This is a genomic window from Shewanella hafniensis (assembly GCF_019655335.1).
In the GTDB taxonomy this organism is placed as follows: domain Bacteria; phylum Pseudomonadota; class Gammaproteobacteria; order Enterobacterales; family Shewanellaceae; genus Shewanella; species Shewanella hafniensis.
This window is the reverse complement of sequence record NZ_BPFD01000017.1, coordinates 42,529-69,265: the sequence shown is the minus strand read 5'-3', so window position 1 is coordinate 69,265 and position 26,737 is coordinate 42,529. Positions and strand designations below refer to the sequence as shown.

At 47.5% G+C, this 26,737-nt stretch carries 22 protein-coding genes and 1 pseudogene; 10 read left to right on the top strand and 13 right to left on the bottom strand.

Annotated elements, in window-relative coordinates:
• The 6 genes from K5Q99_RS07560 to K5Q99_RS07535 form a co-directional block, all read left to right on the top strand.
• The coding region (locus tag K5Q99_RS07560) for an IS3 family transposase (protein WP_220775748.1) at window positions 1-119 on the top strand (119 nt) is incomplete at its 5' end.
• 84 nt (window positions 120-203) lie between these two features.
• Window positions 204-836, top strand: a complete 633-nt coding sequence (locus K5Q99_RS07555; protein ID WP_246604419.1) for a substrate-binding periplasmic protein — start codon at window positions 204-206, stop codon at window positions 834-836.
• Between the two features lie 400 nt (window positions 837-1,236).
• Complete coding sequence (locus tag K5Q99_RS07550) at window positions 1,237-1,665, top strand: hypothetical protein (RefSeq protein WP_106648985.1); 429 nt, start codon at window positions 1,237-1,239, stop codon at window positions 1,663-1,665.
• Between the two features lie 393 nt (window positions 1,666-2,058).
• On the top strand, window positions 2,059-4,176 hold the full coding sequence (locus K5Q99_RS07545) for a protein-disulfide reductase DsbD family protein (RefSeq protein WP_220776499.1): 2,118 nt from the start codon (window positions 2,059-2,061) through the stop codon (window positions 4,174-4,176).
• A gap of 130 nt (window positions 4,177-4,306) precedes the next feature.
• Complete coding sequence (locus K5Q99_RS07540) at window positions 4,307-5,191, top strand: DsbA family protein (RefSeq protein ID WP_220776498.1); 885 nt, start codon at window positions 4,307-4,309, stop codon at window positions 5,189-5,191.
• 25 nt (window positions 5,192-5,216) lie between these two features.
• Window positions 5,217-5,741 carry a protein disulfide oxidoreductase gene (locus K5Q99_RS07535; protein ID WP_220776497.1) on the top strand — a complete coding sequence of 175 codons (525 nt, stop codon included), beginning with the start codon at window positions 5,217-5,219 and terminating at the stop codon, window positions 5,739-5,741.
• 111 nt (window positions 5,742-5,852) lie between these two features.
• Here the strand turns inward: K5Q99_RS07535 and cyoE are convergent, their stop codons facing one another.
• From cyoE to K5Q99_RS07505, 6 genes are all read right to left on the bottom strand, one after another.
• Complete coding sequence (gene cyoE / locus K5Q99_RS07530; protein WP_220591474.1) at window positions 5,853-6,785, bottom strand: heme o synthase; 933 nt, start codon at window positions 6,783-6,785, stop codon at window positions 5,853-5,855.
• Between the two features lie 13 nt (window positions 6,786-6,798).
• Window positions 6,799-7,143: a cytochrome o ubiquinol oxidase subunit IV gene (cyoD, locus tag K5Q99_RS07525; RefSeq protein WP_220591473.1), complete on the bottom strand. Its 345-nt coding sequence runs from the start codon at window positions 7,141-7,143 to the stop codon at window positions 6,799-6,801.
• Complete coding sequence (cyoC, locus tag K5Q99_RS07520; protein WP_006084646.1) at window positions 7,143-7,763, bottom strand: cytochrome o ubiquinol oxidase subunit III; 621 nt, start codon at window positions 7,761-7,763, stop codon at window positions 7,143-7,145. Before cyoC ends, cyoD begins: the two co-directional genes overlap by 1 nt.
• A gap of 1 nt (window position 7,764) precedes the next feature.
• A complete protein-coding gene (gene cyoB / locus K5Q99_RS07515; RefSeq protein ID WP_220776496.1) occupies window positions 7,765-9,744 on the bottom strand; it encodes a cytochrome o ubiquinol oxidase subunit I in 1,980 nt (659 codons plus the stop codon).
• A gap of 2 nt (window positions 9,745-9,746) precedes the next feature.
• Window positions 9,747-10,850 carry a ubiquinol oxidase subunit II gene (cyoA, locus tag K5Q99_RS07510; RefSeq protein WP_220776495.1) on the bottom strand — a complete coding sequence of 368 codons (1,104 nt, stop codon included), beginning with the start codon at window positions 10,848-10,850 and terminating at the stop codon, window positions 9,747-9,749.
• Between the two features lie 188 nt (window positions 10,851-11,038).
• On the bottom strand, window positions 11,039-11,428 hold the full coding sequence (locus tag K5Q99_RS07505; RefSeq protein ID WP_106649000.1) for a hypothetical protein: 390 nt from the start codon (window positions 11,426-11,428) through the stop codon (window positions 11,039-11,041).
• 626 nt (window positions 11,429-12,054) lie between these two features.
• On the opposite strand from K5Q99_RS07505, the gene K5Q99_RS07500 reads away from it, so the two are divergent.
• Together K5Q99_RS07500 and K5Q99_RS07495 are read left to right on the top strand one after the other, a co-directional pair.
• On the top strand, window positions 12,055-15,678 hold the full coding sequence (locus K5Q99_RS07500; protein WP_220776500.1) for a bifunctional diguanylate cyclase/phosphodiesterase: 3,624 nt from the start codon (window positions 12,055-12,057) through the stop codon (window positions 15,676-15,678).
• Between the two features lie 97 nt (window positions 15,679-15,775).
• Entirely contained in the window at window positions 15,776-16,252 is a 477-nt protein-coding gene (locus tag K5Q99_RS07495) for a hypothetical protein (RefSeq protein ID WP_006084642.1), read from the top strand.
• Window positions 16,253-16,341: 89 nt separating this feature from the next.
• Here the strand turns inward: K5Q99_RS07495 and K5Q99_RS07490 are convergent.
• The 4 genes and pseudogenes from K5Q99_RS07490 to K5Q99_RS07475 all read right to left on the bottom strand — a co-directional run bounded on the left by K5Q99_RS07490 (window position 16,342) and on the right by K5Q99_RS07475 (window position 20,349).
• A pseudogene (locus tag K5Q99_RS07490) lies at window positions 16,342-17,843 on the bottom strand (DUF3300 domain-containing protein).
• A 148-nt stretch (window positions 17,844-17,991) separates the two neighbouring features.
• Complete coding sequence (locus K5Q99_RS07485; protein WP_220776494.1) at window positions 17,992-19,356, bottom strand: ATP-binding protein; 1,365 nt, start codon at window positions 19,354-19,356, stop codon at window positions 17,992-17,994.
• Window positions 19,349-20,044, bottom strand: a complete 696-nt coding sequence (locus K5Q99_RS07480) for a response regulator transcription factor (protein ID WP_220776493.1) — start codon at window positions 20,042-20,044, stop codon at window positions 19,349-19,351. The genes K5Q99_RS07485 and K5Q99_RS07480 overlap by 8 nt, the downstream gene beginning before the upstream one ends.
• Window positions 20,045-20,046: 2 nt before the next feature.
• A complete protein-coding gene (locus K5Q99_RS07475) occupies window positions 20,047-20,349 on the bottom strand; it encodes a PepSY domain-containing protein (RefSeq protein WP_220776492.1) in 303 nt (100 codons plus the stop codon).
• 359 nt (window positions 20,350-20,708) lie between these two features.
• Between K5Q99_RS07475 and K5Q99_RS07470 the strand changes: the two genes are divergently transcribed.
• On the top strand, window positions 20,709-21,653 hold the full coding sequence (locus K5Q99_RS07470; RefSeq protein ID WP_220776491.1) for a choice-of-anchor H family protein: 945 nt from the start codon (window positions 20,709-20,711) through the stop codon (window positions 21,651-21,653).
• 80 nt (window positions 21,654-21,733) lie between these two features.
• Window positions 21,734-22,207, top strand: coding sequence for a peroxiredoxin (locus K5Q99_RS07465; RefSeq protein WP_106649008.1), 474 nt, complete (start codon window positions 21,734-21,736; stop codon window positions 22,205-22,207).
• A gap of 82 nt (window positions 22,208-22,289) precedes the next feature.
• Here the strand turns inward: K5Q99_RS07465 and K5Q99_RS07460 are convergent, their stop codons facing one another.
• The 3 genes from K5Q99_RS07460 to ompR all read right to left on the bottom strand — a co-directional run bounded on the left by K5Q99_RS07460 (window position 22,290) and on the right by ompR (window position 26,486).
• Window positions 22,290-24,272, bottom strand: coding sequence for a methyl-accepting chemotaxis protein (locus tag K5Q99_RS07460; RefSeq protein ID WP_220776490.1), 1,983 nt, complete (start codon window positions 24,270-24,272; stop codon window positions 22,290-22,292).
• 129 nt (window positions 24,273-24,401) lie between these two features.
• The gene (gene envZ, locus K5Q99_RS07455) at window positions 24,402-25,718 is read right to left on the bottom strand and encodes a two-component system sensor histidine kinase EnvZ (RefSeq protein WP_220776489.1); all 1,317 of its coding nucleotides are present in this window, start codon (window positions 25,716-25,718) and stop codon (window positions 24,402-24,404) included.
• Window positions 25,719-25,760: 42 nt separating this feature from the next.
• Window positions 25,761-26,486, bottom strand: coding sequence for an osmolarity response regulator transcription factor OmpR (gene ompR / locus K5Q99_RS07450; protein WP_006079507.1), 726 nt, complete (start codon window positions 26,484-26,486; stop codon window positions 25,761-25,763).
• Window positions 26,487-26,737: the final 251 nt, after the last annotated feature.

Below are 26,737 nucleotides of genomic sequence, written 5' to 3'. Positions count from 1 at the left end.
AGCAAGATGTGACGGCTTACATGAAATATTATAACTTGGAGCGGCTGCATTCTGCTAATGACGATCTGTCACCTGTAGAGTTTGAAAATTCTCAAGTAAAAGTGTCCAGTTTGGGTTGACCAGTACAGAGTGCCTTTGTTTCGGCTGCAAACCAAGATGTTCTTATCGGTAGCGGAGAATGGTCTCCGTATGCTGGCGCTAAATTGAAAGGATTGGGTTTTTTAAACGATGTGGTCACAATCGCTTTTGAGCAGGAAGGAATTACCGCAAAATTCGAGTTCAAACCTTGGGCTCGTATTGAAGTAGAAACAGGTAATGGATATTTTCTTGCGTCACCCGGTTGGTCCATTCAAGAAGATCGTAAAGCCCAATATCTGTTCAGTAAGAAACCGATAATCGTTTCTCGCAGCATATTTATTGAACGAGTTGATAGTCAGTTTGACTGGAAGATTATGAGTGATCTTAAACAATTTACTATCGGGAGCAACCGAGCCGATTACTATGTTAAAGCATTGACTGAGATAGGAGTTAAAGTTCAAGAATTAAACGAATACCCACAAGGAATCAAGATGCTAATTGCCAAACGCTTTGACGCGTTCATTGTAAATGAAGCCGTGGGTCGGAAACTGATGCGTGATTTATCCGCTGAGGAACAAGCTAAAATTAAAATTCACCCTTTAGCGTATGATGAAAATTTCTCCTTCCTCATGTTTTCTAAAAATTATCCTAATGTCGAAGCTTTTGTCGAAAAGTATGATTCTGGCTTTGAAAAAATACAGAAATCTGGGCTATATCAAACAATGGTTCAAGATTTATATAAAGGTAAATATGATTGATTAGATTTTTTGCTACCCAAAAAGCGAGCTACATTACTAGTTCGTCATAAAGTCCACCTAAGAGTCACTCTGGCGGACTTTTACTTATTGTGGCTAGTTATGCTGAATCAGGATGTTAGAGCATAAAACTCGTTGAGTATGATGGTAAGAACTTAGGTCGTTGTTACTCAAATTATCCGTCAGCAAAAGCGCGGCTATATCAAAATGGTAGGCTATGGCTTGAGTCTGGTAGACCGGAATAATTTGCTTGTTGATGAACTATTGTTACACTCCGCCGGTCTTATGTTAAGCTATCTGTTGAAAGATACTCATTTTTTATTTTTATAATCAAATAATAAGACGAAGAGAAATCCATATTTTTACGTTATTGACTAAGAAAACAGGTAACTTATGGGGCGTGATGGTGTTTACCATTCTGACCTTGTTCTGTTTGACTCAAAACAGTGGACTACTTAACTTGTTGCTCAAAGAGTCGAGCGCGCAAGCGATGTCGGCTACGTCTTTTTCTGGTGCTGGTTTTAGCGCTAACTCAGTTTCAAACGCAAGTTCAGCTTTAAACCGCGGCTCAGCTTCAAGCAATATGGCTAGCCACGTCGATATCCAATTGGCGGGTACTGATCTGGTCAAAAGCGGGCCTAAAAAATGTGAATTGTCTGAGAAATCGATCCGAACCTGTATCGACACTCCGAGTAGCATCCCATTTCTTATCCTGTTGTTCCTACTACCGTTACTTCCCCGCGCCTCCCGCGTGATAACCCTGTTACCCCTACAAGGTTATCAAGCTAAACCTAGGCGAATACATCTCACACATTGTCGCTTTCAAGAATAAAAACTTATTTATCAATTTGATAGGTGGTTTTTAGGCATGCTTTCTCTCGCTCAATAGTTGATTTTTCTCGCATTTTGCCAGCAGAAATCAAATTTAATAGCAGCAGATCGCCTGTTTTACACATCACACTTTCCTATCAGACTTCTTGAATTAAACCCGCTTTATCACGCGATGTTTCTTAAGCCGTTACGATATTGGTAACCAGAACATAGCGTTAGCCAATATTTATATGGCTTAGAAGCAAGGTAAGCATGTATGCCGCATCACTGAGTCTTGTTTCACTTAGCTTGATCTAATAGTACTTAAGTATTGCAATGGCAGATGCTGACGATATATCGAAGAGATTAATATGCAATTGAATAACATACAGTTAATGCATATTTTGGGGACAAAATGAGTACATTAAAATCCATATTAAGCAGATTCTGGATACTCGCCTTGATAGTGACAAGTCCGTCACTATTGGCCGCATCGACGGGGTGGTTAGTTAACGATAATCACCCGCCAGCCAAAGTACGTTTTATGCTGACGGGGGAGGTTGATCCCGTAACGAATACTTTGCCCGCGGTGCTTGAAGTACAACTTGAGGGCGATTGGAAAACCTATTGGCGCAGTCCTGGGGAAGGCGGTATTGCGCCTACCATCAAGTGGGATGGCTCTCGCAATCTACAGCAAGTGGATTGGAGGTGGCCTGCGCCAGAGGAGTTCTCATTATTGGGATTACAAACCTTTGGTTACAAAGGTAATACCACCTTTCCCTTAACCCTAAAAGTCGATGATATCGCTGCGTCAACTCAGCTGCGTGGTAAAGTGACCTTGTCGACTTGTACCACTATCTGTGTACTGACGGATTATCAGATTAGTCTCGACTTCACGCCCAATGCGCTGCAAGCGGATACCGATGCCATGTTGGCCTACAACAAGGCCAAGTCGCTTGTGCCACAAAAAGTATTGACCCAAGAGGGCCAAAATCCTGCGATGACAATAGGTTGGGATGCCGCCAAAGGTCAACTTGAAGTCAGGCTTAATGATGCCAACTGGCAAAGTCCAACCGTGATTATCGATGGCGAGCCAGATACCACATTTAAGCTAGTGAGCTTAAAACCAAGTGAAAGCGATGTTAACGGCAAGCAATTGATTGGTATTTTCAATGGTCAAAGTTGGCTGGGCGAGCCCGAAGTCTTAGGTAAGTCGCTGAATGTTACTGTCGTCGATAGTGAGCGAGCGCTGGAATATAGCGCCGAAGTGAAGCCTGTGGTGATTACCCAAGCAAGCACCTCAATATTTGGCATGATTTTGTTAGCACTTATTGGGGGGTTGATCTTAAACGTCATGCCCTGCGTGTTACCAGTGCTTGGCATGAAGCTCAGTTCTGTGGTTGCAGCGCCTGATCTTAAGCGTAATCAAATCCGCCAACAGTTCATCGCATCGGCGCTGGGGATATTGGCCTCATTCTGGTTACTGGCTGGCTTTATCTTAATGCTTAAGCTCACGGGTCAAGCGATTGGTTGGGGCGTGCAGTTCCAAAACCCTTGGTTTATCGGCTTTATGGCGCTGGTGACCACAGTGTTTGCCTTCAATATGTTAGGTGTATTTGAGATTAACTTACCCTCTAACGTGCAAACCAAGTTGGCGACGACGGGCGGCAATAATAACAGCGGACACTTTTTACAGGGCATGTTTGCGACGCTACTGGCGACGCCGTGCAGTGCGCCATTTTTGGGTACCGCGGTCGCCTTCGCCTTGGGCGCCGATGTACTGAGCTTGTTTGCCATCTTCACTGCGTTGGCCGTGGGTATGGCGTTCCCTTGGTTGATTGTGGCGGCATTTCCGCAGGTGGCGGGTTATTTCCCTAAACCCGGTCGCTGGATGAACACAGTCAAAGTGTTTTTCTCCGGCATGTTGCTCATCACCAGTTTGTGGCTGATTAGCCTGTTGGCAAGCTTCATAGATACTAGCTACCTGTGGCCGTTAGCGGGTGCCATTACACTGATATTTATGCTGTTTATGGCTAAAAAATATGGCGCGATTGCCATTGTGAGCTGCTTAGGTATCGGCATTTTACTGTCGGCGGTTATCGCATTTATGACGGTGAACCAGTGGGCTAAACCTTTACCTGTGGACCTTGCTTGGACGCCATTGGATCAAGCATTGATTAATCAGCAGGTCGCCCAAGGCAAAACTGTGTTTGTTGATGTCACTGCCGATTGGTGTATCACCTGTAAGGCCAATAAAGTTGGCGTGATCCTGCAAGACCCAGTCTATAGCCTGTTGCAACAGCCACATATTGTGCCGATGAAGGGCGATTGGACCACGCCTTCTGAGCCCATTACTCACTACCTGCAAAGCCATAATCGTTTCGGGGTGCCATTCAACGTGGTTTACGGTCCGGGTGCACCGCAAGGGATTGAGTTACCGGAAATTCTATCGACTGAACTTGTGCTTGCTGCAATTGAGCAGGCCTCTGCGTCCCCTGAAAAGTCATCCGTAGCGGCAGGGAAATCAAGCTAACGACTAGCCGTTCACTCGGACATGTCACTTGGCAATATCACTGGCGAGTCTCATTCAATAGCGAGTCGAGTGGCCCTCAACAAATACTCACGTCAGGGATAACTCTGACCTAAGACAATGGAAATCGATTATGAAACAGACAATTGAAGCACAAAACATCACTGAATCAATGCAGAATACTCAAGTCATCGGAGGCACCAAAATGTCGAAATTTAGCTCTTTATTCAAACATCGCAAGTTGCAGATGTTTGCTGTCTCGGGTGTCGCCATGGCCATGCTAGTGGTTTCCTTGCCTTCGCTGACGGCATCTGCCTATGCCAAGGACAGCAGTTTATCGGCGGCGCAGCAACAAGAGGTGCGAGCAATTCTTAAAGATGCTTTGATCAATGATCCTGACCTAATGAGAGAAGCGATTATTGCGTGGCAAGCAAGGGAGCAAGAGGGGGCAAATACGGCCATGCAAACTAGCCTAGTAACCCATCATAAAGCCATGTATGAGACCAAAAGCGATCCATGGAAGGGTGCTGCGACACCTGAGATTGAGATGGTGTACTTCACCGATTTTAACTGTCCATACTGCAAGAAAATCGAGCCTTCGCTTAACCAGCTGATTGAAGAATTTCCGCAGTTAAAGATCATAGTCAAAATGGTACCGCTGCAGGGTGAAGGCTCTAAAATGGCGGTCGATTTTGCCCAAACGGTTTGGTTAAACGAGCCTGAAAAGTATCTCAAGGTGAAGGATATGTTGATGTCGAGCCCGCGTGGACTCGATGCCGCCGCCATCGCTAAGGTCGCTAAACTAACGGCAACCGAGCGTTGGGTCGGCAACACAGATGCGCGCGTGGCTAAAATGGTCGATGACAATGTTAATTTAATGAATGAGTTAGGCATAGGTGGCACGCCAAGTATGATAGTGGCCGATACGCTTATTCCCGGATTAGTGCCTTACGAAGTGTTAAAAGAGCAGCTTGAAGCCGCGATTGCCGCTAAAGATAAGACGCAGAAGAGCAGTTAAGATGCCGCCAAAGGAAACTGAAAATATGAGCGCCGAACAAGTTTCGATATCTTTACCTAAGCGCATATTGGGCTGGATTAAGCAGCTGGCACTTTGGCTGCTCATTGCCCTTATCGTGACCAGTGTGATGGACATCTGGCGCGGCAAAGATATCCCACGGGATAATTTGCCGCAGCTCCAAGGGACGACGTTGGCTGGGGATTCGCTTGATATTGCCAAGTTAAGCCAAGATCATGCGGTATTGGTGTACTTCTGGGGCACTTGGTGCCCTGTGTGTAATTTTGTCAGTCCGGCGGTTAATCAAATGTCGGCCTATTACCCCGTGGTGACGGTTGCCATGAATTCGGGGGAGGATGAGAAACTGAGAAAATATCTTCAGCATCAAGGCTATGGCTTTGACACTATTAACGATAGTGACAGCAAGATTGCCCGTGATTGGTCATTGCAGGCGACGCCAACCATTATGATCTTTAAAGAGGGTGAGCTAAAACACTATACGACAGGCTTTACTAGCCTACCCGGTATGTGGTGGCGAATGATGTTCACTTAGACGTGATGCTTCAGGGGCTGTTTTAAGGGAGAAAAAAAGCGCTAATCTAGGTTAGCGCTTTTGTATTATCAACTTATCTCAGTACTAGGCAACTAGCTGAAAGCTTAGGGTTTACTTCACTAAGGTGAGCAGTGGCGCCTGACTCACAACTTGAAAGTCGAGCGCCATAGTCACGCTGAGCGCCGTAATAGTGATGATTGAAAACCCAAACACTTGGCGAGCCCAGCGGTGCATGTCTACGCCGTGGCGATAACCTTTTAATGCCATGGCAAGCCACCACAGGCTGGTGGCGCAGGTGACCGCCATAAAGGCGATACCTGTGTAACCCGCGAGTGGCAACAGCGCACTGACTAAGGCGAATACGGCAATATACAGCACGATATGCAGTTTTGCTTTGGTCATGCCTTCTGCAACCGGCAGCACAGGAATATTAGCGGCCGCATAGTCATTAAAACGGAAAATCGCGATGGCGTAAGAATGTGGCATCTGCCATAGACTAAACATCAACAGCAAAATAGCTGCACCTATGTCCATTTGCCCTGTCACACTGCAATAGCCCACCACGGGCGGTACTGCGCCCGAGAAGCTGCCAACTAAAGTGCCATACACTGAGTTACGTTTCATGTAGAGGCTATAAACCCCCACATAAACTATGTAACCAATAACGGCAAATAGTAGGGCTAATGCATTGGTAAACAAGGCTAAGATGCTAAAGCCCAACACACCTAAGGTGAGTCCAAACGCGAGTACGTTACCCACGGCTATTTCGCCCGTGACGGTCACGCGTTTGCAGGTTCGCTGCATCTTGGCGTCAATGTCACGGTCAATACAGTTATTAATCGCACAGCCTGAGGCGACGACTAAGGATAATCCCACTAAGCTTGCCAGCATCAAGACCAGATTTACGTCGCCTTTGGCGGCTAATAAAAAACCGCCAGCAACGGAAATCAGATTCCCGAAAATGATGCCAGGCTTAGTCACCTGTACATACCCTTTGAAGCGTGCTTTCCATTGCGGTGACATAAATCTGTCTTGTATTTGCATAGACTGTTTCTCGTTACATCATCAAAGCGTTGGCTTCGAGTATGATCCACACCGACAGGCCGACTACCATGACAATAATCAGGGCGGTAAACAGGAAGGAGAAAGTATTGATCTTGCCTTCCTTGGAAAAGTCCAAATGCAAGAAGTACTTAAGATGTACTAAAATCTGCACCAGTGCCGTTACAACTACGACGGCGAGCGTCGTCGATTGCTCGAAGTGATGGGTCATTACCGCCCAAAATGGAATGGCGGTTAATACCACAGACAGCACAAAGCCCATTAGATATGACTTAATGCTCGCGGCCAGATCGTCAGTGCCATGGCTAGGCTGATTGTGCGTATGACTATGTGCGCCCATTACAGTGCTCCCAATAAATACACGACCGTGAATACACAAATCCATACGATGTCGAGGAAATGCCAAAACAAGCTTAAGCAGCTCAGGCGAGTGATGCTTCGGTTGCCTAAACCGGTTTTTGCCACTTCAATCATCATGATCGCCATCCAAATTAGACCTGCGGTTACGTGCAAACCATGCATACCGACAAGGGTGAAGAAGGACGACAGGAAAGCGCTGCGCTGCGGGCCATTGCCGTGTTCAATCAGGTGATGGAACTCATAGACTTCCATCCCGATAAACACACAACCCAGTGCAAAGGTAATGGCTAACCAAGTGAGGGTCGCCGCTTTGTTGTGGCGCTTAGCAAAAATCAGCGCCATGCCGTAGGTAATACTACTAACGAGTAGGGCGGCAGTTTCAATCAGCACAAAGTCCAATTCGAAAATGTCTTTACCCGAAACGCCACCGTCCGTGTTCATGTAGAGCACGGCATAGGTTGCGAAAACCGAGGCAAACAAAATGCAGTCGGTCATCAGGTAAATCCAAAAACCAAACAGAGTGTTGCCACTCGTGTCATGGTGTTCGTGGTGATCTTCTGCGTGAGCTACTTCTAAATCTGCTGGGATTGCAATACTCATATCAGCCCCTTACTACATTGTTTAAGTGGGCATTTTCAATGCGAGCCACTTCATCGGGTTGCACGTAATAGTCGACGTCATTGTTATAAGCACGGAACAGGAACACCACGAAAGCGCCCACTAAGCCCACAATGGCTAACCAGAGAATGTGCCAAATAGCGGCAAAACCCGCGGCAGTGATCCCCAGCGCCATTAAGATACCGCTTGAGGTATTTTTCGGCATATGGATTGGCTGATAGTGTTTGAGGCCTTGATAAGCCAAGCCTTTTTCTTTCGCATCGGTAAAGGCATCGATATCAGCAACCTGTGGCAGCTTAGCGAAGTTATAGAACTGCGGTGGAGAAGCGGTTGACCACTCTAACGTATGGCCATTCCATGGATCGCCCGTGGTGTCGCGGTTTTGGTCGCGGTCACGGATACTCACGTACAGTTGGATAAACTGCAGAATGATACCGACCATGATGATGCAAGCACCCACGGCGGCTAAGTAGATCCACAGGTTCCACGCTGGGTTATCAATGTGGTTGATACGGCGTGTCATACCCATAAAGCCCAGTACGTACAACGGCATAAAGGCCACATAGAAACCGATTTGCCAGCACCAGAATGACGCTTTACCTAAACGCTCATTCAAGTGGAAACCTGTCGCTTTAGGGAACCAGTAAGCAAAGCCAGCTAAGTAACCAAATACCGCACCACCAATAATAGTGTTATGGAAATGCGCGATTAAAAACAAACTGTTATGTAGAACGTAATCGGCTCCTGGTAAGGCTAATAGCACACCTGTCATACCGCCTATGGTGAAAGTCACCATAAAGCCTAGCGTCCACAATACAGGTACCGTTAACCGTAGGCGGCCACGGTAGATAGTGAACAACCAGTTAAACAGTTTTACCCCGGTTGGAACGGCAATCACCATAGTCATCACCCCGAAGAAGGCGTTGACGTTGGCACTGGAGCCCATAGTGAAGAAGTGGTGTAACCAAACGATGAAACCTAAAATTGAAATCGCACCGCTCGCCCACACCATAGAGGTGTAACCGAACAAACGCTTAGCCGTAAAGGTTGAGATCACCTCGGAGAAAATACCAAAAGCAGGCAAAATCAGGATGTAAACTTCAGGATGTCCCCACGCCCAAAATAGGTTGATATACATCATGGCGTTACCGCCACCATCATTGGTGAAAAAGTGGAAATCCATGTAACGGTCGAGCGTTAACATGGCTAACACGGCGGTTAAGATGGGGAAAGACGCGACGATCAAAATGTTCGCCCAAGTACAAGTCCAAGTGAAGATTGGCATTTGCATCAGCTTCATGCCGGGAGCACGCATCTTCAGTACGGTGGCGATAAAGTTCACCCCGGTTAAGGTTGTCCCTATGCCTGAAATTTGCAGTGCCCAGATATAGTAATCGACTCCAACCCCCGGACTGTAAGCCAGCTCTGAGAGGGGGGGATACGCCACCCAACCTGTCTTAGCAAATTCACCTAAACCCAATGAAATATTGATCAGCACAGCGCCAGAGGCGGTCAGCCAGAAACTGAGGTTGTTCAAGAAGGGGAAGGCAACGTCGCGTGCGCCAATCTGCAGCGGCACGACTAAGTTCATTAGACCTATCATAAATGGCATCGCCATAAAGATAATCATGATCACGCCGTGGGCGGTGAAGATCTGGTCGTAATGTTCTGGCGGCAGATAACCTGCGGCGCCGTTGGTGGCGAGTGCTTGCTGGGTACGCATCATAATGGCATCGGAGAAGCCACGAATGAGCATCACTAAAGCCAACACTATGTACATGATACCGAGGCGTTTATGGTCAACTGAGGTTAACCAATTATTCCAGAGTACACTCCATTTTTTGTGTTTAGTGATCAAGGCTGCGATATACAAACCTACCACTGCGACGACCGCTAGGGTCACCATGATGATGGGCTCGTGATACGGAATCGCATCTAAGCTTAATTTACCGAGAAATGACATGATTACTCCGCCTCCACTTTTTGAGTGGATGAGTGCTCTAAGGATGATGGTTCTGTGGATGAATCCTGTGTTAATGACGGTGCAGAAGGTGTTGAACTATCCATGTCGGCCATGTTCTGTGTATTTTCCATCGCGTGCTCGCCTGCCATATGTGCCATGTCGTGCATACCTTTCATGTCTGCCATGTCAGATGTGTGCTCAGTGCCCATGTGTTCCATGCCTGCGTGCATGTCCATTCCTTCGTGACCTTTCATGCCGCCATGTGAGTCCATGTGCATGTACTGCATCACGATTTGGTCAAACATCCCTTTGCTCACTGAGCCAAAGTATTCAACTGGATTGTATTCACTCGGTTTAGCCAGTGTGGCGTAGGCCGCTGAGTCCAAAGTCTTACCCTGTTGTTTTAACTTGGCCACCCATGCATCGAAGTCGGCAGGTGTTTGAGTGGCAATCGCTTTAAACTTCATGCCCGCAAATCCAGCACCGCTGTAGTTAGCCGAGATACCGTCGAAGGTGCCGGGCTCGTTAGCGATCAAATGCAACTTAGTGGTCATGCCCGCCATAGAATAAATCTGGCTGCCTAACTGAGGGATGAAAAAGGAGTTCATCGCAGTGTCAGAGGTGATCTTAAAGTTCACCGGCACATTGGCTGGGAACGCCAACTCATTGACCGATGCCACGCCTTGTTCTGGATAAATGAATAACCATTTCCAGTCCAGCGACACCACTTCAACCGTGACGGGTTTAGCTTCGTGTTCTAAAGGTTTATAGGGATCAAGATCATGGGTCGAACCCCAAGTGATCACACCTAGCACTATCACGATCACAATCGGCACTATCCACACGACGGTTTCAATCGCCGTTGAGTGTGCCCATTTAGGCGCATAGATTTCTTGATCACGGCCATCGCGGTATTTCCACGCGAAGTACAATGTCATGGCAATCACTGGGATAACAACAATGAGCATGAGTAGGGTGGCGACGATAATCAGGTGTTTTTCATCGATACCGATTTGACCCTTAGGGTCCAACACACCGCCATCACAACCCGCGAGCATGAATGCTACTGCCGCGATTGCCGCTTTACTTAATTTTCGAATTAACAAAGGAAGATTCCTCTAACCCTAAGGTTTACAACTCTGCCAAGCGTGAACAGGCAGTCGCACTAAGCGGCGTTATCTGAGCGCAAATCCTGAAATCCAAGAGACATGACACAACAATGTGCAGCCATCCCGACGAAATCGAAGATCCGCTTTCAGCGCTTAATGCTTAATTTGAATTTAAAAACAGAGGGTTAAAATGGTGGGGCGCGACAACCGTGGGCGGTATATTCGAGGGATTTTAGCCTTGGGGGTGCTAAAAAAAGTGAAGCGTTAGTTAAATCAAGATTATTGAAAAATTTGAAGCAGCAGTCGATTAAATGCCATAACTGCAGAATAACGAGGGGGTTGAGCAATAACAGGCTAAGCAGACTGGCGCCGATAAACTCGACTAAAAAGCCATTGCTGAGGCTGATGAGTTCACTAATATCAACACAACCGCCGATTAATACGTATAAAACGTCAGCTACAGGCAGCACAAACAATAACCCGAAAAACAGGGTTAGGTTTGTCATGCTAAAGGTTGAAAACCGAATAATCAGGTTCAATCTTTCAGCAATGAATTGGCTAAGAGCTAATTTCAATTAACGGGTCCGGTTGAACGGGAAAGGGAGTCAGTTGGCAGAACAAAAAATATTCAGCATGCAACTTTTTTATGCGGCAGGAGGATACCAAGAAGCGGCTATTGATTGAAAGCGGATCCCCGTGCGAAAAGACGTTAAGCATTAAAAAAACCTTAATTAAAACCAAATAAAATCAGTAAATTTACAAAATTAACTTAAATTTAACTGATTTGGTTCTCATAAATTGGGAATGTGTGAGGCGCTTCATTTATTCATTTTGGCTAAAGTTGATGTATTGGCTAAGTCATTGGGTGGATGAATACCACGATAAACTTGCGGGTGTTAGCCAACATTTACTTTTTAGGCGTGCCAAATAGCGCTGCTGTTTTCTCTGACTCATGCGCACATGTTTACATGCTTATTTTTAATGCGAGTAAAGTTTGACTAAGCGGATTTTAGATGGGCATCTCAAATAAAAACATCAAGTTAAAACAATGGTCGTGTCAGTCATTTACGCTATTTACATTAGGTAAAACGATTATTAGACTGTGAGTTTATCACTGCCCAGATATCTACTTGAGATTGAGTTAACGAGTAGGGCATTATGATTCTGAATATTGTAACTATGGCAGTTTAAAGGATTACACATAAAGTCAATTACCCCATACCTTAAGGTAAACATTTTCATCGCCTTAGCTTACATAATTGTAGGTAAACTAGGCTTGATGATTGCGTTGCCACCAGGATATTCAGCTGCCATTTGGCCTGCCGCAGGGATTGCCATTGCTGCCTGTATCCTGTGGAAAGAGTATGTCCCTTGGGTTGGCGTGTTTATTGGTTCGCTACTGATCAACATCAATATTGGCGGGCATATCCATTGGGGCTGGTTACCCTTTGCTATCTCGATTGGGTCTTGCATACAGGCTGTGCTTTCTGCCCATGTTCTTGGGCGAGTCGATCATTTATTTACCTTAGATAATCCTAATACCGTCATTAAATCCTGCTTGAGCTTGGCCTTTACTTGTATTGTGGCGACCGTTTTTGGCAACTGCGCTTTAGTGATCAACGGTACGATTCCGCCATCCGATTTACTGGGAAGCTTAGTGAATTGGTGGATAGGAGATTTGCTCGGCGCCGTGATCTTTATCCCCTTGACTATGTTGTTATTTGATAAGCGGACAATCTGGCGTGTTCGCCGCATTCAGACCGGCGTGCCTCTGCTGGTGGGCTTTTTATTCTGCGTGGGTATTTATTACTACTCAAATATGAATCAGCGCCAACAACTGCAAGATAAGTTTCAAATCCAATCCAATGCCATTATTAGCAATATTGATAGTTTTCAGAGCGCCAACCTGCAGCAAATTATCGCCTTAGCGAGTTTATTCGATAATAGCGAGCAGGTTTCTGATGAAGAGTTTGTGCAGTTTGGCAAACGTAACATGTTGCAGAAAGATGGCTTTAGAGCTTGGTCTTGGTCGCCGTTAGTGGCGGCTGCCGATCTACCCAGTTTTGAAGCATCAACCCGTTCGGCCATTGGCGCTCCCTACAAAGTCAAGCGGCCTCAAGATTGGCAAGCTAATGCCGATGGCTGGCTAGTCCCTGTGATGTATATTCAGCCATTAATAGGTAATGAGGCGGCATTGGGATTAGATCTCAATAGTGAACCAACACGAGCCGCCGCCATTGCCAAAGTGCGCGCGACTTTAGCGCCTGTGATGACGGCTAAGATCCAATTAGCACAAGATCCCAATGGCCCTGGTGGCACCTTGCTTATAGCGCCCTCGTTCGATCGGCTAGGCAAAATCTCAGGATTTTGTTCGGCTGTGATTGATTTGCAAAGCATTATTAATGATGTTGAGAGCGTAAAGGGATTGCAGTGGAAACTCTCTGACATGAGTGCGGGCGGTGCATTGCTTTACAGTAATACCCAGAAGTCGTTTCCCGAGTTTAGCAGCAAGCTATTTAGCGATAAAACCGGGCAGTATTTTCAGGCAAATCTGATGTTAGCGGATCGTCATTGGCATATAGTGATTTATCAATCCTATGCAGTGCTAATGGGTGATACTTTTAGCTTATCGCTACTGCTGCTTCTGCTTGCCTTTATTACCTGTGCCGTTGTGGGCGGTATGACACTGGTTTCCTCCGGTGAGCGTCAACGTATTGCCGCGAAAGTGACGGAAAAAACCATGGCCTTGTCAAAGGAAATTGCCCGTCGTCAGGCTTTTCAGGCCACTTTAGTCGAAAGCGAGCAAAGATATCGTAACTTGTTTGATAAGACGCCTGTAGGGCATGTGCTTAAACGTTTATACGATAGCCAGTTTGTGGCGATCAACCCCGCATTCGAAGCGATCACGGGTTACACACTCGCTGAGTTAAATGAGCTTGACCCTTGGGAGCTCACACCAAAGCGTTACCAATTAAGTGAAACTGAGCAATTAGAACGTCTAAAGCAAACGCGTCGTTATGGCCCTTATCAGAAGCATTATTTGAATAAGAATGGTCAATTAGTGGCGGTGCGTCTCAATGGTGCGTTAGTCACAGGTGCCGATGGTGAACAGCTTATTCTCTTTATCGTTGAAGATATTACCGAGCAGGAGCGCACCGTTGCGCGGGTAAATCTATTGGCGCAGGTGTTCCAGCAAAGCGGTGAAGGCATCACTATTATGGATGCCAACGACATTATTGTGGATGTGAATACTGCGTTTTCTCAGATAACCGGCTATTCACGAGAAGAAATCATTGGTAAAAACTGCCGCTTTTTAGAGGCCGAGCGTACCGACAAAAATATCGACCCTCAAGTGCGTGCAGCCCTTGAACAAACGGGATTCTGGCAAGGCGAAGTTTGGGACAGACATAAGCATGGTTACGATTTCCCCAAATGGTTGATGATGTCTGTGGTGCGCGATGATGCAGGTGCGGTGAGCCATTACATCGGCAGCTTTACCGATATCAGCGAGCGTAAAGTCAGTGAAGAACGGATTCATTTCCTCGCCCACCATGATTCTTTGACGTTACTGCCTAATCGACTCAGCTTACAGTCGCGCCTCGAAGTGGTTTTCAGGGAGGCGCTGGCATCCGACAGTCAAATTGCCGTGATGTTTATCGACATGGACCACTTTAAAAATATCAACGACACCTTGGGCCATCATGTGGGCGATCAACTTTTGTTAGAAGTTGCGCGGCGTTTGAAAAACATCGTTGGTGATACTGACACTGTGGCACGTCTAGGTGGCGATGAGTTTGTGGTTGCCTTATCTGATACGAACCATGATGAGGTGGCCAGTTTAGCGGAAGCGCTGCGCAGTGGTTTGAGTCAAACCTATGTTATTAACAATCAAGCATTACATTCATCACCGAGTATAGGCATCAGTTTATTCCCGACCGACGGCGACAGTGTTGAAGCCTTGATGAAAAACGCCGATATGGCCATGTACCGCGCCAAGGCTGCGGGGCGCAACAACTATCAATTCTTTACTGCGGCGATGAATACCTTGATCACCGAGCGCCAGCAAATTGAAACGGGCCTGAGGCAAGTGCTCGCTAACGATGAATTACGACTGCATTATCAGCCACAAATTGATATCCGCACTGGGCAAGTGGTCAGTGTCGAAGCCTTAGTGCGCTGGCAACATCCTGAGTTTGGCATGGTAGCGCCAGACCGCTTTATTCCCATCGCCGAAGAGATTGACATGATCATTCCTATCGGCCAATGGGTGTTAGAAACTGCCATGGCGCAGCTTGCCGTATGGCGCGCTGCGGGTGCGACTGAGCTGCGAATGGCAGTGAACTTGTCTGCGCATCAACTCCGCAAAGATAGCATTGTCGCCGATATCACCAATGTGCTTTTAAAGCATAAGTTGGGCAAAGGGGCATTGGAGCTCGAAATCACCGAGAGTGTGGCAATGCAATATCCGGAGCAGAATGCGCGCCTGTTAGCGGAATTGCGCCAGCATGGTATCGAACTTGCGATTGATGATTTCGGCACAGGTTATTCCTCCTTATCCTATTTGAAACTCTTGCCCTTAGACAGATTGAAGCTCGACCGCTCCTTTGTGAAGGATATTGAGAGCGACCCGAACGATGCTGCTATCAGTGCTGCGACCATTTCTATGTCCCATGAGTTGGGGCTAACTGTGGTGGCAGAAGGCGTTGAAAACGAAGCACAATTGGTATTATTGTCGAGCATGGGGTGCGACTTAGTGCAAGGGTTTTACTTTAGTAAACCCTTGGCGGCAGAAGAGTGTTTCCGCTTTATTCAGCGTAATTTATAACGGCAGAGTATTGTTGATTTCCTAATACTGGCGCTGAGTTGGACTATACTTGAGTTCGCGTTATGTATGCGTTAATCGAAATACTAAGGATGGTTTTATGCAAGTCATCTTCACCAAAGGAACCCAGCGTTATGGTCAGTTGCGCTGCGTGCGCATGGACGGTAGTGCGACCCAAACCCAAATGCCAGAACAGGGCATTGCTCCCCACGATATGATTCATTATGTGGTTGAAAAACGTCTGCATATTCAAGGGGCTTTCTTCTCGCAGGTCAGAGCTGGCGCCGATATCAGCTTCGCCTTGGAACATAATGAAACCTCCCGCGCTATCGCTGATAAAACGGAGGTGTGGCAAACCGAATCCATAGTTGAGACCTTGCAGTCGCTACTCTGGTCGGGTGAGACGCCAACCTATGACGGCTTTATTTATCTGTTAGAACAAGCCTGCAACAGCCGCGACCTAGCCGTTCCAACCGTCAGCCAATCGGACTTTGAACATATTCTTAATGAGATTATGGATCTGAGTATCGAATGGCAGGGCATGGGTGAAGGTCAGTCCCTGACCTTAAAGTTTTAAGCGGCTTAAAAATAAGTCATTTAACAACTAATTAAAACACAAAGAGCGCAGTTAACTGCGCTCTTTGTGTTACTGCGGCCATAGCGGGATTATTCCCTATGACGGCGTTCTTGGCTTTGAGTTGAGCGGCCTTGGTTATGTTCTACGAGCGAGCGGTTTGCGCATTTTGGCGTGGCTCACTTTGTCTCACTCTTACGTCTTCGCGTTGTCTCGGCGCCGCTTGCCTTGGTTGTTCAATACGTTGCGGTTCTGCGCGTCTTATCTCGGGTCGTGGCGTTTCAACTCTTGGGGTCGCAGTCCTTGGATTTTCTTGCCTTTGTGGCTGCGTCCTTTGTTGATCGACATTACGCGGCTGCGATTCACGAGTTTGGTATTGCCTTTGCTGCGGCTCCCTCGATGGTATTGGCTTTGACTGCACGGGTCTTGATTGCATGTCATTACGATCCTTGTGAGTCGGCGTTTGTACCATAGCCGCGGTGCGACGTTCCTTTAACTCGGCCTGCGTTTTTTGATAACTCGGTGAGCGGTTATCACGTTCACGGCTGGCGTTGTGATAGTCCTTACTGTCACGACTCTTATAACCCTGATTACTGATATTGCCCTGATTGCTATGGGTATCTTGGCGTTCTTTTGACTTCGAATATTGGCTATTGAAGTGTTGCTTGTTGCCGCTAGAGTATGAATCTCTACCGCGATACTTATTTTCGTTGTAATAGCGTTGCTTCACGACGGGGTTGTGGTAACTCACGCCGCGTCTATGTTCGGGTTTATGTTTCCAAGGCTGGGCACCATAGCTGACAGTGTATCTTTCACGTGGACGATAGCGGTGTGAATGGCGATAGTCGATCACGACCACTTTATGGTTGTGCCAGTGGAATGAACTGAAGAAGTAATTAAAGGAAATATGGATGCCCGGTGACCAGTAGAAATGATTATGGCTTGGACGATAGGGATAGCCAGCATAGCCGCCAAATTCCCAATAAACCGGTGGATAAGCCACACCCCAGCGCCATGTGCCATAAACCACACGCGGATCGTAATAGGGCACATAGACGATTTCTCGCTTAACGGGTTCTATGATGATCTGATTGTTGGCGCGGGTGATCGCCATGTTATCCATGTCTGCTAAGCTGTTCGCTTTATCAGCCTGCTGTCTTAGGGATTGAATGCTGTTCATCACTTGGCCTTCATCTTCTAAGAAGGCTTCACCGAGTCTTTGAGTCCAGTCGAGATCTTCACTCATTTTTTGCAGCAGCGTCGGAAAGGCCAGTAAAGCTTTGACGCTCGGGTCCCAGTCTTGATCTTCGGCCTGCGACATCAGTTGATCGATCGATGATTTGGGGCGCTGGGTTAACCAACGCTGTGCCTGCACGATTTCGAGTGGATAAGTCGAGGCAATAAGTATGTGGGTCAATAAGCTATCGGGATACAGGGCAATAGGCGCCAGCATTTGTTCGAGTTCGGCTTGGCTTGCCGTAGCGCTCGAGCCTTGGCTCACAGATACGCCCGCAGCTTGTGCTGTGGTAGTGAAAGGCAAGGCTGCTAATGCTGCCGTTAACACTAGCCAATTCCATTTATGTAGTCTGTTCATGGTTTGCTCCAATAATCCTGTTCGAGGATGTTATGGGCATCATAGGCGTTTGAATATGAACATAAGCTGAAAGCATTTTTGCAGTTAAAAAGTGATGTTTAACCGCAATGTAGGAGGGGATTTAAATTTATGATATTGAAATTAATGGTTAAATAGAATGTACGAAACTAATGCTGAACTTGGCGCCGCCCAAGGTTTCTGAACGTGAGACTGAAATTCTGCCGTTATAGCTGTCGACTAAATCGCGCACGATCGCAAGCCCAATACCATTACCCTGATGATAGGAATCGGCGCGAATGCCGCGTTCAAAGATTTGATTTTGCAGCGCTTCACTGATCCCTGGCCCATCATCTTCGATGCAAATAAGCAGTTGATAGGCATCGCCGGTCACGGTTAATTTAACCGTGGACTTTGCCGCTTTGCAGGCGTTGTCGAGCACGTTACCGAGAATTTCCGTGAGATCCGCTTCATCACCTTTGAATACTGCTGCGTCTGCCATCTCGCCGCTGAGATTGATTTGCGGCTCACGATAAATTTTAGCTAAGGTGCGTAATAACTTAGCGGCGACTTCATCGACGCGAATGCCTAAATGCCACGAGGCCGCCGCTGCGGTTTGGGCACGTTTTAGCTGGTGGCCAATAATGCGGCTGATCACCGACACTTGCTCGCTTGAGGCTTCGCTTAAGTCGGCCTGACTCTTGATCACCGCTAGCGGTGTTTTGAGGCTGTGGGCAAGATCGGCCAAGGCATTACGATAGCGTTTTCGTTGGGTTTGTTCGGTATTGAGCAAAATATTAAGCTGCCGAGCAACCGCTTGTAATTCAGTGGGGTACTGGCTACTTAGCTGCATCGACTTACCTTGCTCGACGGAATGTAACTCTTGGGTAAAGCGCGCCAATGGCCGCAGCGTCCACACTAGCCAGCTCAGTTGGAACACCAGCATGACGAACATTAAGATTAGCAGCCAAGTCCAAAGCTGTTGATTAAATTGATCGATTTGCTGCTGAAATTCGCGCTCGTCCTTAATGATGTGAATCGTCACTGGCACGTTTTGATTTTGGCTGGCAAAACTGACGCTAAAGCTATAAATCAAATGGGGTTGTTCGGCGAGCTCGATTTGCTCAAAGGCACTTTGACCCGTTGCTGGGATGGTAAAATGCGGCGGTGGCACCATGCCCATAAAAGATTGCGAGTGCCACACGATCGTTTGTTTGCCGCTGGCATCTTCAGTGGTCGCAATGGCATACAGCCCTGATTGAATGAGGTTAAAACGATTTTCGAGTACTAATTCTGGGATAGAGATTTGTTTATTCTCGACTTCAGTCACCGCGAGTATCGAATAGACATAGGCGCTGAGTTCATTTTTGGTCGCGCTTTTAACTTGTTCGGTAAAGGCATCGTTTAAGGCAACGCCGATCAAAGGTAATAACACTAAGATAAACAATAGCGCGCTAATCACTAAGCGCGCTTTAAGGGAATTCAATACTTGCCACACAATGGCACGTTTACTCATCGGCAGTGGGCTCGAGCGTTAACGCTTTTAGGCGATAACCTTGGCCGCGCAGGGTTTCAATCAGGTTGTATTGATTATCAGGATCGAGTTTTTTACGTAACCGGCGGATAAAGACTTCGATGACGTTTGAATCTAAATCAAAATCCTGATCGTAGATGTGCTCCGTCAATACGGTTTTAGATTTCACTTCGCCCTGATGCAGCATAAAAAATTCGAATAACTTGTATTCAGAGCCGCTGAGGTTAACCAGTTCTTCACCTTTACGCACTTCTAAGCTGCTGGTATTCAAGCTAAATGGGCCGTTATAAATTAAAGGGCTGGCCTTGCCGGCAGAGCGACGGATCAGGGCTTTGAGCCGCGCGACCAGTTCTTGGGGATGAAAAGGTTTCGTCAGGTAGTCGTCGGCACCGGCGTCGAGTCCTTCTACTTTATCTTGCCAACTGTCCCTCGCGGTTAAAATCAGGATTGGGAAGTCACGTTCCTGTTGGCGCACGCTACGGATAAGCGCGATACCATCGAGCTTAGGCAAACCGACATCGATTATCGCCGCATCATAGTTGTATTCGAGTGCTTGAAATAAGCCTTCTTCACCATCGCTCGCCACATCGATACTGTAATGGGCGTCGAGCAGATGTTGTTTTAAGTTCGTTTGCAGTTCTAAATCATCTTCAACCAATAACAATCGCATAGTTAGTTCCTCGACACTCGGCCAGATGCGGCATCCACTGAGACAGAAAACACTTGGCCGTCATTATTGAGGAGCTTAACCCGGTACCCTGAGCCGCTGGATTGCACGCTCAGTACCTTGCCTTGATATTGGCGTTGCACCATAGCCACAGCTTGATCTGGGCTATTGACCGCCAGACGGCGTTGCTCATTCTTCGCATTTTGGCTGCGAGACTGATTGCGATCATCCTGTCTATCATTGCCTGCCATGCTGCCAAAGGAAGCGAATAAGCAAGCGATTAGGGCCAATGTCAAACCAAGTTTCATATCTGGTACCCGCAATGTTCGGCGATCTTAAGTTAATGAATGAGATGGATAACTTATCGAGTCGACTAAGAATACCTCAACACCTTAACAAACACATAGAGATCAGCCAATTGGTTGGCACAATTCCATCAAAATTAACTTTGGTAGTCATTTTGTTATGCGTGACAGAACTGAAGCTCTGTCAGCGAGTCTATTCCTATGCTCGCATTCAATATGCCCTAGTGTCGGCTAATCCAGATGAACTAAGGCTGAACGTATTTTTACGTTAAAAAACACTAAATGTTGATGTTCAGCTTATGTTCACCTTCATTGCACTTTAATGGCTCCAATTTGAACGGGTTATCCATGGGGTATTCAAGATGAACACACTCAATAAACAAGGTATGGCAGCCACAGTTAACGGTCATTTCATTAAAGCGACGGCCATTGCCGCGCTGTTTTTAGCGTCCTCCGCTGTTAGCGCTCAGCCCCGCGAACTAGAGTCATCGCAAAGCTTAACGCCATTTACTGCGGCCAGTGTCGGCATTGCCAAAAAAGCCGAAAACAGCGAGCAAGCGGCCGAGCAGGAGCAGCAAGCTTTAGCCCTGTTACAACAAGCGGCGCCAGCAAAAAACGTCACTGAAGCTGCCGCTGCGGCCGTTAAATCCTTGGCGCCCGTATTATCGGCCAAATCGCCGACGGCAAACCGCGTGCAACTAATGGGCGCCTCGCCGATGACGCGTGAGCAAGTCACTGCGAAACATGCGAGCCAAGGCATGCCGAGTTCGAGCGCAACTAGTGAAGATCCCTACCGCGCCCCTGTGTATCACAGCTTTTCGATTTTTGATGCCAGCAGCCGTTTGTTCGAAGACTTTGACTACGATGGATTTTATCAAACCTTTAGTGTGACCTTCGACGTCGATGTAAACGGCGCCTATCTTAATGAAAGAGCAGACTTATTTGCTGAGCTGTATCTCAGTCGTAATGGCGGCCCTTGGGTGCATTACTACACCACAGACGTGTTTACTATTTATGGCGATTCAACACAAGACGACTATGAAGTACTGACTACGCTCTACACGGGTTATGCGACGGATCACTATGATGTGTTGATTGATGTGTATGAAGTGGGTTACAGCGACATTGTCGCGACCATCAGTGCCGATGAAACCGATAGTTTGTATGCCTTGCCGTTGGAAAGTAGCGACCGAGACCGAGAACCTGAAGTTATAGTTGTCGAAGAAAGTGGTGGTAGTTTATCGGTATGGGGTCTGTTATTCCTCGGTTTGTGTGCCGGGCTGCGGATGAATCGCACTCGCGCCTAATCGCCCTTATTTCTCTCTGTGTTTATCTCAGGTAAATAGGGCTAGTATGGACAGGTTAATTCAACTCAATGGAGATAAACATGATTGCTCAAGGTCAAACATTACCAGCCGCCACATTAAGCCAACTGACGAAAGATGGCATGGTGAATCACCAAGTTACTGAACTGTTTGCTGGTAAAAAAGTGGTATTGTTTGCTGTACCCGGTGCTTTTACTCCGACCTGTTCTGAAGCGCATTTACCTGGTTATGTGGTATTAGCCGATCAATTTAAAGCGAAAGGCGTGGATTTGATTGCCTGTGTATCAGTGAATGATGCCTTCGTGATGAAAGCCTGGGGCGAAGCGCAAAATGCTTCTGAATTGATGATGTTAGCCGATGGCGATGCCAGCTTTACTAAAGCGTTAGGCTTAGAAATGGATACAGCTGGTTTTGGTGGCGTGCGTTCACAACGTTACGCCATGATCATAGATAACGGCGTAGTGACGCTGCTGAATGTTGAAGAGCCAAAGGCTTTTGAAGCCAGTAAAGCCGAAGTGGTTTTGGCTGCTCTGTAATGATTCAGCTCCGAATTTAATCGGACATCAAAATAGATGGGAGCCTAGCCTAGGCTCCCATTTTTATTGGTATTTTAGTGGGTTAAGCGGTCCGCGACTGCGGTGCTAAGTTACCAACATCGGCAATGCCTAAACTGGTCTCAATATCCTCGACGCTCTGTTGCACTTCTTGGGCGATGACTTCACTCTGTTGTGAACTGGTTTGCGCCTGTTCTTTTAAACTATCCATAGTGCGCACAAATTGATCGAGATAATCGACTTGCTCCTTGGCATTGAGCGAGCCTTGTTTGGCGGTATTGGCCATGTCGCTCGCTTGATTTTGCACCGTTTGCGCCACTTGCCATAGGCTTTGAGCGCGCAGTTTTTGGCTGCTGGTGGCCTCTGCTATGCCATCGACACTCTCACTGAGAGCATGATTCGATTGGGTCAGTTGCTGCAGAATCTTCACGATTTCATTTAAAGACACTTGGGTGCGCTGACTTAAATTTCGCACTTCATCGGCGACCACGGCAAAGCCGCGACCTTGCTCTCCCGCTCGTGCAGCTTCAATGGCGGCATTGAGGGCAAGTAAGTTAGTTTGTTCGGCGATATTGCCAATCACATCAATGATTTTCGATACGTCCGTCACAGAGTTATTCAGGCTTTCGAGGGAAGCATGGCAAAGGCCAACGGCGGTTTGCGTCTGCTCGGTTGCGCTCAGTACGGCCTCGGCCTGTGTTTGACTCGACTGCATTTGGCGCATGGTTTCGGCGGCGCTATCTTCCACGAGTGCCGAAGTGTGGCTCACCTCATTGGCGAGGCTGCGGATATGTTCGGTCTGTGTTTGCGTATCGGCCACAATCGTTTGGGTGTGCTCCGTGTGCTGCGATAGCTGAGTAATGCGCGCCACCAGTTGGCTTAATGATTGAGAAACCCTAGTGATTTGCTGGCGCTGCGCCTCATCTTCCTGTTCAAATCTTTGCAGCAACTGGTTGAAATGACCTGCGATTTGGCCCGTCTCGCAGCGCCGATTAATGTCTAAACGCTCGCGGCTGTTCGATTCGCTTAATTTCATAAAGGCTTGGTTGAGACGTTTTAACGGTTTGACGACGCGGTTTTGCTGCAGGATTAAATAACCAATCGCAAACAAGGCCATGATCGAAACCATAGTGTAGAGGATCAGCTGTAACTCATATTTCAGCTGTTGATTCTTTGCTGCTTGAGCCTCACCTAAGCCAATAAGCTGTTGTTCCACATTGCTAATCGCTTGAATGAGTTGATCTTGCATCTCTTGGTTGGCTTGCAGCAATTGGTGAGTATTAGCGACTTCTTTATTGTATCGATTGGCGAGACTCAGCAGTTCACTGCGGTCACTTTCGCCGACTTCAACCTGTTCCGGTTCGCTGGCACCGAGGGCAAATTCATCGGCTTCTTGCTGCTCATATACGCCGATTAACGGCAGTGCGCTGAGTGCGTCGTGCCACGTATTGAGCTCTTTGCTGGTGCTGTCTAAAATGCCCTTGAGTTGCTGATTTTTGCCGATGAGGTAGCCATCGGTCAGCTGGGAAAGTTGATAGACGATAGAAGGTAAATCGCGGCTCAATTGCAGATATTGTTCGGCGACCGCCGCATTTGTGGTTAAGCCTTTATCGGCATAACTGCCCAAACGACGGTTATAGTCGAGCATTTCAGATTCGGCGTGGGCCAGCAGTTGTCTAGGATTGCCAGCGAGTTTACCCGCGGCGCGGTACTTGGTATCTAAATCTTGAATGAAGCTGCTGAGACTTGCTTGCAAGTCATTATCGGTAGCGCCCATGGTGGCGAGATTAAGCTCTGTAAGCTGGTTCTTAATGGCGCTGAGTTTGGTTTTCGCTTGTTCCAGTTGGCTAGCGTTGCCGCTCGCGAGGTAGCCGTCGAGATCGCGGCGTACGCCGACGAGGAAGTCTTCTTGTATGCTTTGCAGTGTGAGTGTTTGCTGTTCTATATTTTGTCGCTGATCACTGCTCCACAGCACTACGGCCGCCAATAATCCCGCGAGCAATAACAACAGGGCAGAAGCAGAGAGCGACAGCGTTGAAATTTTCATTTTGCAATCTTCATAATTGTCAGAGCCAGTTAACTGTTCTGAGTTTATGAATTTAGCGTGACACTAATATGACAAGCGCCAACATGAATGTCAGCGTTGTCATTTGATTTGCCGATATGTGATCTCGCGTTATTCCAGCGGCAGCCACACTTGGGCCCTTAAACCGCCTTCGGCGCGGTTGGAGAGGGTGACTTGCCCTTGGTGTCTATCGATAATCCGTTTGATGATGGCGAGGCCTAGGCCTGAACCGACACTGCCACGGGCGATATCACCTTGGGTAAAGGGTTGAAATAGTTTGGTAATTTGTGACTCGTCGATTCCTGGGCCATTATCTTCAACACTAAAACCGATACGTTTGCCATCGAACTGCGAGCTAATGCGGATCCAGCCAGAACCATAGCGAAAGGCATTTTCGACTAAGTTGCTCAGTACCCGTTTAATGGCAATCGCTTGGAATTGGGCTTCTGGGCAGTCAGTTAACACCACTTCAATTTCGCCGGCGCGATTGGCCTCTGCTTGAGCGACATCTTGAATGAGTTTATTGATTTGCCCTAGCTCACGGCTGGTTTCCTGATCTTGGCGAATATACGCAATAAACTGGCTGATGATGGCGTCCATATCTTCGATATCGTTAACTATGCCATCTTTAAGATATTGATCTTCCTCAACCATCATCTCAGAAGCGAGCCGAATACGGGTGAGCGGCGTGCGCAAGTCGTGGGAAATCCCGGCCATCAATAGCGCTCTGTCCTGCTCCAGTTGTTTCATGCTGTGCGCCATCTGGTTGAAGGCGTTAGTCACTTCGACAATTTCACTCGAACCATTCAGCGGCAAGGGCTCGGGGAATTCACCGCGGGAAACGGCAATCGCGGCTTTTTGTAGTCGTCTAAGTGGGCGGTTTTGTTGGCGGGCAAACCACCAACCCCCGGCGACGCTGAGGGCGCCAATCACCATTAAATAAAGAGTGAGTGGCGAAAGATCTGAAACATTTTGGCCGATAAGTGGCACTTTTATCCAAATCGAGGGCGCCTGTGGTGGACGGATCCAAATCTGTAATACGCTGCCATGGGTGACGCGGACTTCAGCATCGCCACCAAGATATTCCGACATCTGCGATGACCAGAAACCATAGTAAGTGGCTTGCTCAATACCCGCTTCATGCGCTTGCTGTTGATTGTAGATTTTCATGCCATCGTCGTGGACTTTGGCATTAAGGGCATCGACTATGGTTAAGTGTTCGCGGCCAATATCTATGCCGTCGACAAACAGTAATTTGACTTGGCGAGCGATTAACTGATTGATTTGTTGGTAACTTGGCTTAAGCACATAGACGGCGACCGTGACGTAAGACACCAACTGATTGATCAGTAATAGGCAACCAATCAGCATCACGGTTTGACTAAATGCGCTGCGAGGCACAAACCGCCACCAAAACTTAGGTTTCATCGTGGGCTCAATAACCGCAGGAGACTAAGATGGCAGCGCGGCTCATCGACGCGCGGCACCATCGGGTACAAACACATAACCTAAACCCCAAACCGTTTGAATGTAACGCGGATTTGCAGGATCTTTCTCGATTAAGCGGCGCAGACGTGACACTTGCACGTCGATGGAGCGTTCTAGCGCAGAATAATCGCGGCCACGGGCGAGGTTCATCAACTTATCCCGCGACAAGGGCTCGCGTGGATGGGTGACAAGCACTTTAAGTACGGCAAACTCACCGCTAGTGAGCGCAATCGATTCGTCGCCGTGGTACATCTCACGGGTGGCTAAATCTAGCGAAAACTCACCGAAGCTGATTTGTGCTTCTTGCTGGGCGGGCGCACCGGGCACATCTTGGGTTTGGCGACGCATCACGGCTTTGATCCGTGCGAGTAATTCCCGTGGATTGAAAGGTTTTGGCAGATAATCGTCGGCGCCTAACTCTAGGCCAATAATACGATCGACTTCATCGCCCTTGGCCGTCAGCATCACGATAGGAATAGGATTACCTTGCTGGCGCAAACGGCGACAGATAGACAGGCCATCTTCACCGGGCAACATCAAGTCGAGCACGAGTAAATGGAAGTTTTCGCGTTCTAATAGGCGGTCCATCTGCTCGGCATTGGCCGCGCTGCGCACCTGATAACCTTGCTCCATCAGGTAACGCTCGAGTAACGCTCGCAGGCGCATATCATCATCGACGACGAGGATTTTCGAGGTTTCTTGTCCCATGGGATGTCCTTTAATTGCTCAGATTGGTGCTTATTCTACTGACGAGAAACAGTTAAGATTAACCAACTGGCTGAAATTGAAAACGAATCTGCCTAATATAGCCGCATTCAACCTAGGCGACTAGCTCACCTTAGTGGCTTGAATGCGATAAATGCTGACATTTATTGCCCAATGTTAATACTAAGCAAATGAAATTGCATGGGAATACTCGCGTTTATTCACGCTAAGGGTGAAATTGTAACTAAATGGGC

Bases quoted from the DNA above. Each gene is read 5' to 3' on its own strand.
- cyoB (WP_220776496.1), bottom strand. From the start codon at position 9,744: ATGTCATTTCTCGGTAAATTAAGCTTAGATGCGATTCCGTATCACGAG.
- K5Q99_RS07465 (WP_106649008.1), top strand. From the start codon at position 21,734: ATGATTGCTCAAGGTCAAACATTACCAGCCGCCACATTAAGCCAACTG.
- K5Q99_RS07495 (WP_006084642.1), top strand. From the start codon at position 15,776: ATGCAAGTCATCTTCACCAAAGGAACCCAGCGTTATGGTCAGTTGCGC.
- cyoE (WP_220591474.1), bottom strand. From the start codon at position 6,785: ATGCAAATACAAGACAGATTTATGTCACCGCAATGGAAAGCACGCTTC.
- K5Q99_RS07460 (WP_220776490.1), bottom strand. From the start codon at position 24,272: ATGAAAATTTCAACGCTGTCGCTCTCTGCTTCTGCCCTGTTGTTATTG.
- K5Q99_RS07535 (WP_220776497.1), top strand. From the start codon at position 5,217: ATGAGCGCCGAACAAGTTTCGATATCTTTACCTAAGCGCATATTGGGC.
- K5Q99_RS07480 (WP_220776493.1), bottom strand. From the start codon at position 20,044: ATGCGATTGTTATTGGTTGAAGATGATTTAGAACTGCAAACGAACTTA.
- K5Q99_RS07485 (WP_220776494.1), bottom strand. From the start codon at position 19,356: ATGAGTAAACGTGCCATTGTGTGGCAAGTATTGAATTCCCTTAAAGCG.
- K5Q99_RS07475 (WP_220776492.1), bottom strand. From the start codon at position 20,349: ATGAAACTTGGTTTGACATTGGCCCTAATCGCTTGCTTATTCGCTTCC.
- ompR (WP_006079507.1), bottom strand. From the start codon at position 26,486: ATGGGACAAGAAACCTCGAAAATCCTCGTCGTCGATGATGATATGCGC.
- cyoC (WP_006084646.1), bottom strand. From the start codon at position 7,763: ATGAGTATTGCAATCCCAGCAGATTTAGAAGTAGCTCACGCAGAAGAT.
- K5Q99_RS07545 (WP_220776499.1), top strand. From the start codon at position 2,059: ATGAGTACATTAAAATCCATATTAAGCAGATTCTGGATACTCGCCTTG.
- K5Q99_RS07540 (WP_220776498.1), top strand. From the start codon at position 4,307: ATGAAACAGACAATTGAAGCACAAAACATCACTGAATCAATGCAGAAT.
- cyoD (WP_220591473.1), bottom strand. From the start codon at position 7,143: ATGGGCGCACATAGTCATACGCACAATCAGCCTAGCCATGGCACTGAC.
- K5Q99_RS07550 (WP_106648985.1), top strand. From the start codon at position 1,237: ATGGTGTTTACCATTCTGACCTTGTTCTGTTTGACTCAAAACAGTGGA.
- K5Q99_RS07470 (WP_220776491.1), top strand. From the start codon at position 20,709: ATGAACACACTCAATAAACAAGGTATGGCAGCCACAGTTAACGGTCAT.
- envZ (WP_220776489.1), bottom strand. From the start codon at position 25,718: ATGAAACCTAAGTTTTGGTGGCGGTTTGTGCCTCGCAGCGCATTTAGT.